Here is an 11,854-nt window from a genome sequence, read left to right on the forward strand (position 1 = left end):
ACGATCGAGCACGATCTTGAGGGCGTGGCGGGGCGGGATTGTTCGGTGGGGGGCGAAGGGTTCGGCTTCTACGGTTGGGCGGTGACTCACCGATGGCCTGCCATTGCTCCCGCTGCGGAAACGCCCGAATGCGGCCCGCCCTCGTTCGCGCCTGGGCGCGGTTGGTGGGTGACGCGGCACGCTGACGTGCGGGCGGCGCTGACCGACCCGGCCTTCCGGGTGCCGGCCGTCGACAGCGGTCCGCCCGGCACGCTCGCCTGGCTGCGCGCCTCGGTCAGCCGGTTCAGTCCGCCGCAGCGGCACGCCGAGCGCCGGGCGATGGTGGTGACCGCGCTGGCCGAGCTGGACCCGGACGAGCTGCGACACGAGGCCGCCCGACTGACCGTCGCCGTCCTGGACCGGGCCGGTGACCGTCTCGACGTGATGCGTGAACTGGCCCGGCCGGTGCCGCTGCGGGTGCTGGCCGGCCGCCTCGGTCTCGCCGATCCGGCAGCCGCCGGGACGGCGGTCGCGGTCGTCGCCGCGGCGTACCACCCGGGGGTTGACCAGGCGCTGGCCCGGCGGGCCGACCGGGCGGTGTCCACGCTGCTGGCGCTCGCGCCGCCGGCCGCACCGGAGGTACGGGCGAACCTGATCGGTCTGCTGGTCCAGGCATGCGATGCGACCGCCGGCCTGATCGGCGCCGCCGCCCACCACCTGCTGCCCCCGCCCGACCACCGACCACCGGTCGCGGCGGGGACGGCCGAGGTGTTGGCCGAGGTGCTGCGGCTCGACCCGCCGGTACGGGCGACCCGCCGAGTCACCACCGCCGCGGTGCACGTGGGCGGGCAGGATCTGCCGTCGGGTAGCCCGGTGCTGCTGCGGTTCGACGCGGCCAACCGCGACCCGCGGGTGTTCGCCGAGCCGGCGATGTTCCGACCGGGTCGGCACGATGCTGGGCTGCTCACCTTCGGGGCGGGAGAGCGCGGCTGCCCCGGTGACCGGCACGCCCTGGCCCTCGCCGGCGGGGTGCTCGACGTGCTGCGCGAACGTTGTCGGCGCATCCGGGCCGACCTACGCCACGAGCCGCACCCGACCCTGCGCGTTCCGACGAGCGTGGAAGTGAGCGTCCGATGACCGACCACCGTGCGGAGTTCCGCGCCCTGCACCACGCCGGGCGACCCCTGCTGCTGCCGAACGCCTGGGACCACGCCTCTGCGGCGGCGCTGGCCGCGCGCGGTCACCCGGCGATCGGCACGACCAGTCTCGGGGTCGCCGCGGCTGCCGGCCGGCCCGATGGCACCGGGGCCACCGCCGCGGAGACCCTGGCCCTGGCCCGTCGGCTCGCCAAGCTGCCGGTGCTGCTCAGCGTCGACATCGAAGCCGGGTTCAGCGATGATCCGGCGGCGGTCGCCGGGTACGTGGCGGAGTTGGCCGGGCTCGGCGTGGTCGGGATCAACCTGGAGGACGGGCGGGCCGACGGCACTCTCGCCGACCCCGAGGGCACCGCCGACAAGATCGCCGCGGTGAAGGCGGCGGTGCCGGGTCTGTTCGTCAACGCCCGGACCGACACCTGGTGGCTCGGGGTGGATGACCCGCTGCCGCAGACTCTCGCTCGTGCCCGCGCCTACCGGGCCGCCGGCGCCGATGGGATATTCGTGCCCGGCATCGTCGACCTGGCCACGCTGCACATGCTCACCGAGCGGATCGACGCGCCGGTGAACGCGCTGTACCAGCCGGGCGGGCCGGGGCTGGCCGAGCTGGGTGGCGCCGGGGTCGCCCGGGTCAGCACCGGCTCCCTGCTGTTCCGGGCAGCGCTGGCCGCCGCGCTCGCCGCCGCCGACGGGGTACGCGCTGGCGGCCTCGCGGCGCCGGAGGGGCTGCCGTCGTACGCCGAGGTGCAGGGCCTCGTGCCGGCGGACGGCGACTGACGGGCCGCACCCCCGCCGCCGATCGAGCGCACCCAACCGGACGGCTCGCTCCCTTCGGGGTAGATAGGAGGATTGTTCGGTCTATTCCGGTCCCGATGATTACGGTGTGTTCTAGGGCGAGCCACCCAGTGCCGTGATCGGAGAGAGGGACCCGTCATGCGAGTGCCCAGCCGTAGCTCGGGACAGCAACCCGGTTCGCCCGTGTCGCCCACCGCCCCGGCCCGCCGCCGGCCCTCCGGCGCGCCGCCCCGCCGCCTTCCCGCCGCCGCGCCCGACCTGGCCGCCTACCGGGTCGCCGTCGCCGAGCTGCTGGTCGAGGTCGGCGCCCTGGCTGACGCGGCGAGCACCCGGGCTCGGCAGGTGCTCATCGACGAGCGGTTGCGGGAGCCAGCGCTCGCCGCAGTCCTCGACGCCACCCCGCAGGGGCTGATCGGCGCGCGCGAGACGCTGCTGTTGGAGATGGCCCGCTACCAGCCGAACGAGCGAACGTCGGCGCGGGACCTCACCGCGCTGGTCCGGATCTACCTGCTTTCCCGCATCGACGTGCTGTGGTGGCAGGACGCCCCGACCTTCGTCACCGACGACCAGGTCAACGGCAGCGCCGACCTGGTCGACCTGGAGTGGCTGCGCCGCCGCGACCTGCTGCGCTTCCGCTATCAGGAGCAGCCCGCCACCATCCTGGGCCGGGCCGCGCGTGGGCTCCGTCGCCGTCTGCAACCGGACTCCACCCCGCGCACCGCCGGGCTGCTGTTCCGCCGCGCCCGGCGCGAGGTGGTGGCGCTGCTCAACGACCTCGGACGTGAGTTCGCCGCTGCCGCGCCTCCGGCCACCCCACCACTCTGGGTGACCAGCCTGGTCCGCAGTGCCGAGCACCAGTACCGGCTGCGCCGCCTGGGCTACGCCGCGATGCTGCCCAGCGGGCACTGCCTCGGCTATTCGGTCGACGTCGAGCTGGCCTGGTTCGAGCGTTTCGGTGCGCGGGACACGCTGGCCGAGCTGCTGCTGGCCCGGCAGGAGACCGGGGAGCTGAACGTGATCGACGAGGGGCAGGCCTGGCACCTGTGTCTCGCGCCCACCGCCCGGCGTCGCCTACGCCGGGCGTACGAGGCCGAGATGGGGGTCTGAGCCGATGTGCGGCATCGCGTTGAGCATCGGCCCCGAAGCCGACCCGGCGACCTTCCGGCGGATGCTCGCCGTCCTGGCGCCCCGCGGCGAGGTGACCGAGACCCGGTCCGAGAACGGGCTGCTCGCCGGCACCCGCCGGCTGCGCGTCGTCGACCGGGACCGTGCGGTACAGCCGTGGACCTCGACCGACGAGCGCTGGCTGCTCTGCTTCAACGGCGAGATCTTCAACTACCGGGAGCTGCGCGCGCAGCTGACCCGCCTGGGGCAGGCGTTCCGTACCGAGAGTGACACCGAGGTGCTGCTCGCCGCGTTCCAGCAGTGGGGCGAGGCGGCGGTGACCCGGCTACGCGGTGAGTACGCCTTCGCGGTCGTCGAGCGGGCCACCGGCCGGGCGTACCTGGCCCGCGACCCGCTCGGGGTCAAGCCGCTGTACTGGTCCCGCCGGCCCGGCTGCCTGCACCTCGCCTCCGAGGTCAAGGCGCTCGTCGGGCATGGCGCTCCGATCGCCGAGGTGCCGCCCGGGCACCACGGTTGGGCGGATGCGGACGGACACGTGCGACTGAGCCCGTACGTGGACCTGCTCACCATCGGTGAGGGCCTGCCGGTCATCGACGACCCGGACGAGGCGGCGCTGCTCGTCCGTGCCGCGCTGAGCGACGCGATCCGAATGCGGGTGGAGACCGACCTGACCGTCGGGGTGGTGCTCTCCGGCGGGTTGGACAGCTCGCTGACCCTGCGGCAGGTGCGGGACATCCACCCGGACTGCGTGGCGGTGACGGTCGGCGTGGCGGACAGCCCCGACGTGGCGTACGCCCGGCGGCTCGCCGCCGATCTCGACGTGCCGCACGTGGTGGTCGAGCTGCGCCCGCGCGACATCCGGCTCGCCGACGTGCGCGAGGCGATCCGGATCTCCGAGCTGACCGAGTACGGCGACATCATCAACGCGGTCGTCTCGGTGCCGATCTTCCGGCGACTGCGTGACCTGGGCATCAAGGTGGTGCTCACCGGCGACGGCTCCGACGAGCTGTTCGGCGGGTACCCGATGTATCACCAGGTCGGCCCGAGCGCGGCCCGTCGACTGTTCCTGCACCGGATCCGCAACCTGTGCCGTACGGAGTTGCAGCGGGTCGACCGGGCCGCCATGGGGCACGGGGTGGAGGCCCGGGTGCCGTTCCTCGACCTCAGCGTGGTGGAGCTGGCGATGCGGCTGCCACTGGATCTGAAGCTGCGCCACGGGCAGGAGAAGTGGATCGTCCGGCGGGCGTTCGCCGACGTGCTGCCCGACTACATCCTGCGCCGCGCGAAGAACCCGATGTCGTACTCGTCGGGCCTGCACGAGCGGGTCCGGTTGTACAAGCCGCTCTTCGCCCGGCTGCACCGCTCGTTCGGCTACGACCTGCAGGAGCCGGTCCGCCGGGACTTCGACACCGTGCTGACCCGGTGTGGCAACGACCTGGACCTGGCCCTCGCCGACGGGCAGACCCGGCCCGACTACACGGTCCTGGAGCACGCCCGCGATCTGGTTGGCGCGGCGAAGTGGAACGCCGCGCCGATGGTCCGCCGGTTGGTCGGCCCGCGTCCGGCCCGCCGTTGAACGACCCCGCGGACCACGCTTGACTCTGACACGGTGTCAGGGACGAGCGTGGGGGGACCATGTTCACCATCGGAGACTTCGCCAGACTGGGCCGGGTGTCGGTCCGGATGCTGCGCCACTACGACAGCATCGGCCTGCTGCGCCCGGCCAGCGTCGACCCGCACACCGGTTACCGCTTCTACCGGGCCGACCAGCTACGCCGGCTCAACCGGGTGATCGCTCTCAAAGACCTGGGTCTCACCCTTGAGCAGGTGCGCGCGATCGTCGATGACGCCGTCGACGTCGCCGAGCTGCGCGGGATGCTGCGGCTACGCCGCTCCGAGTTGGCGGCCCGCCTGTCCGCGGACACCGCCCGGTTGGCGGCCGTCGAGGCGAGGCTCCGAACGATCGAGTCGGAGGGAACGATGACAACCCAGGACGTCGTACTCAAGGAGATCTCGCCGGTCCGCGTCGCGGAGCTGACGGCCGTCGCGCCCAGTTACCAGACCGAGGACATCGGCCCGGTGATCCAGCCGCTCTACCCGGAGCTGTTCCGTCGGCTGGACGCCGCCGGCATCCGCCCGGCCGGGCCCACCATCGCCTGGTACGAGGCAGCCGACGGCGAGGCGGTCGTCGTGCACGCCGGGGTCACCGTCGCGGCGGTCGAGGCGTCAGCGGCCGGGGAGGTCGCCGTGGTCGACCTGCCCGCGGTGACCACCGCCGCGACGATCATCCATCACGGTGCCATGGACGACGTCGAACAGAGCATGCAGGCGCTCGCCCGGTGGATCGAGGAGAACGGCTACCGCACCGACGGCTTCGCCCGTGAGGTGTACCTGGACTACTGCCCGGACACCCCGGAGAAGGGCGTCACCGAACTCCAGCTCGCCGTGTACCGCGGCTGATCGGCCCCGCCCAGCGCCAGGTCCGATCGCCGCCAGTATTCGCGCCGTCGTCGGGCCAGGCTGGACGTATGACGAACAGCACCACGTTCCGCGTCCTCGCCCTGCCGGCCGAGGCGCTCGACACCATCCGCCGCACCGGCCGCGACGCCGACGACCACCCCGCCGAGGCGCTCGCGGCTGGTGGCGGGGAACCGCTGCGCTGCTGCCTGCGCGATGCCGAGGCGGGGGAGGCGCTGCTGCTCTTCGGCTACCCGCCCCCGGTCGCCTCCGGCCCGTACCGGGAGATCGGCCCGGTCTTCGCGCACGCCACCGCGTGCCCGGGCCCGGACGCGCCGAGCGTCCACCCGCCGGCCTGGCGGGGGCGACCCCAGGTGCTGCGGGCGTACAACCGCCAGGGCCGGATCCACGGCGGCCGGCTGCACGACGGCACGGACCCGGAGGCGGTGATCGCGGAGCTGTTCGGTGACCCGGCGGTGCACCAACTGCACAGCCGCAACGTGGTGTACGGCTGCTTCATGTTCGCCGTGGAGCGGGCCGACGGGTGACGCCAGCCGGCACGATCGATCGGGCGGTCGGCGCTCAGCTCACCAGCAGCAGCGCGCCGACCGCGGCGAGCGTGCCGGTGACCGCGAGCAGGGTGCTGGTCAGCACGAACCGGGTCACCGGCACCGCCACCCCGGCCGCCCGGCACCGCTCGAACCACAGCAGGGTGGCCAGCGACGCCCAGGGGGCGGCCAGTGGGCCGACGTTGGCGCCGATCAGCAGGGCCAGCAGGCGGGTCTCGTCGCCGATCGGCAGCACCGACTCGCCGGCCAGGTAGGCCGGCAGATTGTTCACCCCGTTGGCCAGCAGCGCGCCCGTCCCACCGGCGCGCAGCGCCCCGGCCGCGCCGCCGTCGGCGCCGAGCAGGCCGGCGACCAGGTCGTCCAGCCCGTACCGGCCGAGGGTCTGCACCACCAGGAACAGGCCGGTGACGAAGAGCAGCAGCCGGAGCGGCACCAGACCCGGGCGCAACGTGGCGGGGGAACGGACGACGAAGCCGAGCAGCACCAGCGCGACCGCGACGGTGGAGGCGACCCCGATCTCCACTCCGGCGACGATGCCGGCGACGAAGAGCAGGCAACCGGCCAGCGCCGTGCGGTGCAGCACCGGATCGGCGGGCACGTGTCGGGCCGGCGGAACGAAGCGTCCGCCGGCCGGCCGGTCCCGCCGCCACCAGACGAACCAGAGCAGTACCATGGTGACCGCCACGGCGGCGAGCTGCGGCAGCGCCATCCGGGCCGCGTACGCCAGGGGGGCCAACCCGACCCGGTCGGCGGCCAGCAGGTTGGTCAGGTTGGACACCGGCAGCAGGAGGCTGGCGGTGTTCGCCAGCCAGACCGTGGTGACCGCGAGCGGGCCGGCCGGGACGTGCAGGGTGCGGGCCAGCGCGAGCAGCACCGGGGTGAGCAGCACCGCGGTGGTGTCGAGGTTGAGCACGAGGGTGGTCAGCGTGGCGAGGCTGCCGCAGAGCAGGAACAGGGCCGCCCAGCTGCCCCGGGAGGCGATGGCCAGCCGGCTGGCCAGCACGTCGAAGACCCCGGCCACGGCGGTCAGCTCGGCCAGCACGATCACGGTGCCGAGGAACAGCAGCAGCGGCAGGACGCGGTGCAGGGTGTCGGTGGTCTCGGCGCGGGGCAGCAGCCCGCTCAGTGCGCAGGCCGCCCCGGCGACCGCGAGGACGACCGCCACCAGGTCGAGCGGGTGGGGACGCCATCGTGCGGTCGGCTCGGGTGGGGAGGGCGGGGCGTCGGCGGCGGCAAGCTTCACGTCTGACCACGTTGGCACGGTGGCCGGCCCGCCGCCCGCGCTGGCCCGGTCGTGGTGACCAGTCTCCCATCAGCGCGCGGACGTGTGCGTGCGGCCGGCTGAGGTGGCCCGGTTCCGGAAACCGGACAGGCCGCACCGGTGTGGTGCAGAGCCGTCGATCAACCCCATGGCGTCCGGGCCCGGCCCCCGAGGATCGGGGACCGGGCCCGGCGTCGCGCGCGGTGCCTACGAGATCGGTGCTCGGGTGCCTACCAGCTCAGGTAGCTGGGCTGGGTCTGCACGTTGAGCTCCTTGTAGCGGGTCAGGTTCGCCGTCCAGGTGCGCCAGTCGTTCAGCTCCAGGACGTCCAGGCCCTTCACCATGTCGTTCGAGTAGATGTGGCCGTTGTAGTAGTACGCGGACCAGGTGCCACCGCCGACGAACGTGTCGGTCGAGAGCGGACCGCGCTCCCAGAAGGCGATCTCCTTCGGGTTGGCCGAGTCGGTGAAGTCCCAGACCGAGATGCCGCCCTGGTACCACGCCTGGACCATGATGTCCTTACCGAGCACCGGGATCAGCGAGCCGTTGTGGGCCACGCAGTTCTCGGTGTCGGCGTTGTTGCGGGGGATCTTGTAGTAGCTGCGGAAGTTCATCGCCCGAGCGTCACCGCGGCCGGTGATGTCGTAGATGGCGTCCGCGCCCCGGTTGGGTCCGATGGCCTCGTTGCAGGTCGCCGCCCCGCCGCCGCCCAGCTCGTCGGTGAAGATCACCTTGGTGCCGGCGTTGTTGAAGGTGGCCGAGTGCCAGAACGCGAAGTTGACCGTGTCCCGGACTCGGTTGATGACCCGGGGTGCCTCGCGGTTCTTGATGTCGAGCAGGATGCCGTCACCCATGCACGCGCCGGCGGCCAGGTCCTTGGCCGGGTAGACGGTGATGTCGTGGCAGCCGGTCGTCGCCGACCCGGTTCCACTGCCCGGGAAACCGCCGTCCGGGAAGAGGTTCGGGGCGGCGATCACGGCGGCGTCGGTCGGCTTCTTCAGCGGCACCTTGATGATGGAGATGGAGTCGTGCGGCGGCTGGCAGTCCGGGAACTCGGCCCGCGGGCTGTACGACGAGACGTACAGGTAGATGGCCTTGCGGTCCTTGCCCGGCACCAGCGTGTGGGTGTGCGAGCCGCAGGCCGTCTCGACGGACTTGATGTACCGCGGGTTGGCCTTGTCCTTGATGTCGAAGACCTTGATGCCCTCCCAGGACCCCTTCACGTCCGCCCCCTGCGTGGTGCTGTTGCAGGAGTCGTCGCTGCGCGACGAGTCGGTGGAGAGGAAGAGCAGGTCGCCGTGGACCGAGATGTCGTTCTGCGACCCCGGGCAGAGCACCCGGGCCTTGACCGTCGGCGCGCTCGGTCGTGAGATGTCGTAGATGACGAAGCCGTTGTAGTTGCCGGCGAAGGCGTACTTGCCCTGGAAGGCGATGTCGCTGTTGGTCGCGTCCAGTGGGGCGACCTTGGGCAGGTTGGCGATCTGCCGCAGGTTGGGGCTACTCACGATCTCGTCGACGCCGGGGATCGTGTTGGTGGGCGCGGCGGCGGGGGCCGCCTGTGGCACCACCTGGGCGTTGCTCGCCGGGGCGACGAGGACGCTGGCGACGAGGAGACCGGTCGTGGCGAGCGCCATGATGCGCAGTTGTCGTAACCGTGGCATGTGGAGTCTGATCATCGGCGAGGCCCTTCGCAAGGGGGAGATGATGGTCGACACGTTACCGTCCGGAGAAGAACGTCGATGTGACCTGGCTCACATCAAAGTGTCTTCTTCAATGGATAACATCGCGATGACCTCGACCCCAGGGAGTGGCCCATGACCAATCGGCGTGCACGAACCCTGGCGATCGTCACACTGGCGCTCGTGCTGCCACTGGTGGCCTTCATCGTGGTCCGCGCCGGGGGCGACGCCGGAACGGGCGCCGCGCGGCCGGTCTCCGCGCCCGCCGTAACGCCGACGGTCAGCCCCGTACCCACCGACCTGACCGTCATCGCGCCCGGCCGCCCGGGTGAGTCGGCGTCCACCCGCGCGGCCCACGAGGTCCGCGATGCCGGCCCGGCGCCGCACAACTCGTTGGACGTCTGGTTCGTGCGGATGATGATCCCGCACCACGCGCAGGCCCTGGCCATGGCGGAGCTCGCCCCCGACCGGGCAGCCGACCCCGACATCCGGGCCCTCGCCGATCGCATCCGGGCCAGCCAGGGACCGGAGATGGGCATGATGCGTGGCTGGCTGCAGACCCGCGGTCTGCCGGCGGAGGTCCAGGGGCACGATCACGGCACCATGCGCGGCATGCAGTCACCCGAGGCGATGCGTCAGCTCGCCGCGACCCGCGGCGCGGACTTCGACCGGCTCTTCGTCCGGATGATGACCGAGCACCACGAGGGTGCCATCGAGATGGCCACCAACCTGCTCACGGTCGGCTCCGACCTGACGCTCAACGAGTTCGCCAACTCGGTCGCCACCGAGCAGACCGTCGAGATCGACCGCCTGCGTGAGGTCCTCGGCGACTGAGCCGGGCCTTCCTGCACGTACGCTGGGTGACCGTGAGACGCACGATGTTCGGCCGCCCGCTACGCGGCGTCGCCTTCGACGTGGGCGTCTCCGCCCTGGTGGTGCTCGTCTCCCTGGCCGCGGCGGTGAACCAGCCGGGCGGTTGGGCGGCCACGCTGGTCGGCGCGGGGATGGCCGTGGCCCTGCTGTTCCGCCGGTCCCACCCGAGCGCGGTGACCGTTGCGGTCGCGGCGCTCGCCCTGATCCAGGTGATCGCCGAGTGGGGCCCGCTCATCTACGACGTGGCCGTCCTGATCGCGCTCTACAGCGTGGTGAAGTACGGCAGGCGGCTGCGCGACGGCGTACTGGCCGGCGCGGTCGCCGCCGTTGGCGTGCTGCTCGCCGCCGCGCAGACTCCGGGCGTCGTCAGCTGGTGGGTGACCGCGTTGTGGTACGCGCTGGTCACCGGCGCGGTGTGGTTGGTCGCGCTGAACGTGCGGACCCGCCGCCTCTATGTGCTCAGCCTGGAAGAACGGGCCACGACCCTGGAACGCGAGCGGGAGGCCGAATCCCGCGCGGCGGTCGCCGAGGAGCGCACCCGGATCGCCCGTGAGCTGCACGACGTGGTGGCCCACAGCATGGCGGTGATGATCGTCCAGGCGGACGGCGCCCGGTTCATGCTCGACCGTGACCCCGAGCAGGCCCGCACCGCCGTGAAGGTGGTCGCGGACACCGGCCGGCAGGCACTGGAGGAGATGCGTCGGCTGGTCGGCGTCCTGCGCGACGCCGGCCCCGCCGTCGGGGCCGACGGGCTCGTGGTGGCCGCCGACCCGGAACACCGGCGCCTGGCCCTGGCCGAGTTGCCCGACCTGCTGGCCCGGTTCGGCGAGGCGGGGCTGCGCATCCGCAGCACCGTCACCGGTGAACCGCCGGCCCTGCCCCCGGGGTTGGAGCTGACCGTCTACCGGGTGGTGCAGGAGGCGCTGACCAACGCGCTCAAGCACGCCGGCGTCGGTGCCGGCGTCGAGGTCGTCCTGGCGTACACGGCCGAGGCCGTCGTGGTCCGGGTGGTCGACGATGGTCGGGGCCGCCCGCTGGTCAGCCCAACGCCGTCCGGAGGTCACGGTCTGCTCGGTATGCGGGAGCGGGTGACGGTGTACGACGGCAGCCTGACCGCCGGCACCCGGCCGGCCGGTGGCTGGCAGGTCGAGGTCCGGCTACCACTACCGTCGGATCCGGCAACGGAGGTGATCGCGGCATGACGGTCCGAGTGGTGATCGTGGACGACCAGGCACTGATCCGCGCCGGGTTCCGGATGGTGCTGGACTCCCAGCCCGACCTGGAGGTGGTCGGGGAGGCGATCGACGGCGCGGACGCCCTGCGGGTGCTCGCCCGCACCGAGGCCGACGTCGTCGTGATGGACATCCGGATGCCGACCATGGACGGGGTGGAGGCGACACGGCGGCTCTGCGCCGACCGGCCCACGGGTCCGCCCCGGGTGCTGGTGCTGACCACCTTCGACACCGAGGCGGACGCGTTCGCCGCCCTGCAGGCCGGGGCGAGCGGCTTCCTGCTCAAGAACGTCCCGCCGGAGGAACTGCTGGCCGCGATCCGGGTGGTGGCACAGGGCGACTCGGTGGTGGCCCCGTCGATCACCCGGCGGCTGCTGGACCGGTTCGCCGGGCAGTTCGGCGCCACCCCGAGCACCGACCCTCGGCTCGCGCAGCTCACCGAACGGGAGCGGGAGGTGCTGCTGCTGGTCGCACAGGGGCTGTCCAATTCGGAGATCGCCGCCCGGGTGCACGTCGCCGAGGCGACGGTGAAGACCCACGTCGGGCGGATCCTGGCGAAGCTCCAGCTGCGTGACCGGGTCCAGGCCGTTGTGCTGGCGTACGAGAGTGGGCTGGTCACACCCGGCGGATGACGCCGCGTACGACCTGGGTCGTACCGGCCGGCGGGCGCACCGCGACCCGGGACGCACGCAGGTCGAGCGCGCAGGTGGAGATCAACGGACCAGCGCCG

General features: G+C 72.6%; 11 protein-coding genes. 9 read left to right on the forward strand and 2 right to left on the reverse strand.

Annotation, left to right across the window (positions count from 1 at the left end):
- Positions 1–168 precede the first annotated feature (168 nt).
- The 6 genes from ABZT18_RS12125 (at position 169) to ABZT18_RS12150 (ending at position 6,058) form a co-directional block, all read left to right on the forward strand.
- Entirely contained in the window at positions 169–1,116 is a 948-nt protein-coding gene (locus ABZT18_RS12125) for a cytochrome P450 (RefSeq protein WP_355251272.1), read from the forward strand.
- Positions 1,113–1,910, forward strand: a complete 798-nt coding sequence (locus tag ABZT18_RS12130; RefSeq protein WP_354994078.1) for an isocitrate lyase/phosphoenolpyruvate mutase family protein — start codon at positions 1,113–1,115, stop codon at positions 1,908–1,910. Before ABZT18_RS12125 ends, ABZT18_RS12130 begins: the two co-directional genes overlap by 4 nt.
- Before the next feature lie 156 nt (positions 1,911–2,066).
- Complete coding sequence (locus ABZT18_RS12135; protein ID WP_354994077.1) at positions 2,067–3,035, forward strand: DUF5715 family protein; 969 nt, start codon at positions 2,067–2,069, stop codon at positions 3,033–3,035.
- 4 nt (positions 3,036–3,039) lie between these two features.
- Positions 3,040–4,629: an asparagine synthase-related protein gene (locus tag ABZT18_RS12140; RefSeq protein WP_354994076.1), complete on the forward strand. Its 1,590-nt coding sequence runs from the start codon at positions 3,040–3,042 to the stop codon at positions 4,627–4,629.
- Between the two features lie 59 nt (positions 4,630–4,688).
- Positions 4,689–5,513 (forward strand): MerR family transcriptional regulator, encoded by an 825-nt coding sequence (locus ABZT18_RS12145; RefSeq protein ID WP_354994075.1) that lies wholly within the window; start codon positions 4,689–4,691, stop codon positions 5,511–5,513.
- A gap of 68 nt (positions 5,514–5,581) precedes the next feature.
- Positions 5,582–6,058 carry a DUF1203 domain-containing protein gene (locus tag ABZT18_RS12150; RefSeq protein WP_354994074.1) on the forward strand — a complete coding sequence of 159 codons (477 nt, stop codon included), beginning with the start codon at positions 5,582–5,584 and terminating at the stop codon, positions 6,056–6,058.
- A 34-nt stretch (positions 6,059–6,092) separates the two neighbouring features.
- Here ABZT18_RS12150 and ABZT18_RS12155 read toward each other — a convergent pair whose 3' ends face one another.
- The gene (locus tag ABZT18_RS12155) at positions 6,093–7,322 is read right to left on the reverse strand and encodes an SLC13 family permease (RefSeq protein WP_355251275.1); all 1,230 of its coding nucleotides are present in this window, start codon (positions 7,320–7,322) and stop codon (positions 6,093–6,095) included.
- Between the two features lie 248 nt (positions 7,323–7,570).
- Positions 7,571–9,016, reverse strand: a complete 1,446-nt coding sequence (locus tag ABZT18_RS12160; RefSeq protein WP_354994072.1) for a hypothetical protein — start codon at positions 9,014–9,016, stop codon at positions 7,571–7,573.
- Positions 9,017–9,154: 138 nt separating this feature from the next.
- Between ABZT18_RS12160 and ABZT18_RS12165 the strand changes: the two genes are divergently transcribed.
- Genes ABZT18_RS12165 through ABZT18_RS12175 form a run of 3 tightly spaced genes read left to right on the forward strand, consistent with a single transcriptional unit; the run spans position 9,155 to position 11,756 of the window.
- The gene (locus ABZT18_RS12165) at positions 9,155–9,853 is read left to right on the forward strand and encodes a DUF305 domain-containing protein (protein ID WP_354994071.1); all 699 of its coding nucleotides are present in this window, start codon (positions 9,155–9,157) and stop codon (positions 9,851–9,853) included.
- A gap of 26 nt (positions 9,854–9,879) precedes the next feature.
- A complete protein-coding gene (locus ABZT18_RS12170) occupies positions 9,880–11,094 on the forward strand; it encodes a histidine kinase (RefSeq protein ID WP_355251278.1) in 1,215 nt (404 codons plus the stop codon).
- A complete protein-coding gene (locus ABZT18_RS12175; protein WP_354994069.1) occupies positions 11,091–11,756 on the forward strand; it encodes a response regulator transcription factor in 666 nt (221 codons plus the stop codon). Before ABZT18_RS12170 ends, ABZT18_RS12175 begins: the two co-directional genes overlap by 4 nt.
- Positions 11,757–11,854 lie beyond the last annotated feature (98 nt).

Source organism: Micromonospora sp. NPDC005291 (assembly GCF_040607415.1).
Lineage (GTDB): Bacteria > Actinomycetota > Actinomycetes > Mycobacteriales > Micromonosporaceae > Micromonospora.

Excerpts from the sequence above, each read along its gene's own strand:
- ABZT18_RS12130 (WP_354994078.1), top strand. The coding sequence starts at position 1,113 with ATGACCGACCACCGTGCGGAGTTCCGCGCCCTGCACCACGCCGGGCGA.
- ABZT18_RS12135 (WP_354994077.1), top strand. The coding sequence starts at position 2,067 with ATGCGAGTGCCCAGCCGTAGCTCGGGACAGCAACCCGGTTCGCCCGTG.
- ABZT18_RS12140 (WP_354994076.1), top strand. The coding sequence starts at position 3,040 with ATGTGCGGCATCGCGTTGAGCATCGGCCCCGAAGCCGACCCGGCGACC.
- ABZT18_RS12145 (WP_354994075.1), top strand. The coding sequence starts at position 4,689 with ATGTTCACCATCGGAGACTTCGCCAGACTGGGCCGGGTGTCGGTCCGG.
- ABZT18_RS12150 (WP_354994074.1), top strand. The coding sequence starts at position 5,582 with ATGACGAACAGCACCACGTTCCGCGTCCTCGCCCTGCCGGCCGAGGCG.
- ABZT18_RS12160 (WP_354994072.1), bottom strand. The coding sequence starts at position 9,016 with ATGATCAGACTCCACATGCCACGGTTACGACAACTGCGCATCATGGCG.
- ABZT18_RS12165 (WP_354994071.1), top strand. The coding sequence starts at position 9,155 with ATGACCAATCGGCGTGCACGAACCCTGGCGATCGTCACACTGGCGCTC.
- ABZT18_RS12175 (WP_354994069.1), top strand. The coding sequence starts at position 11,091 with ATGACGGTCCGAGTGGTGATCGTGGACGACCAGGCACTGATCCGCGCC.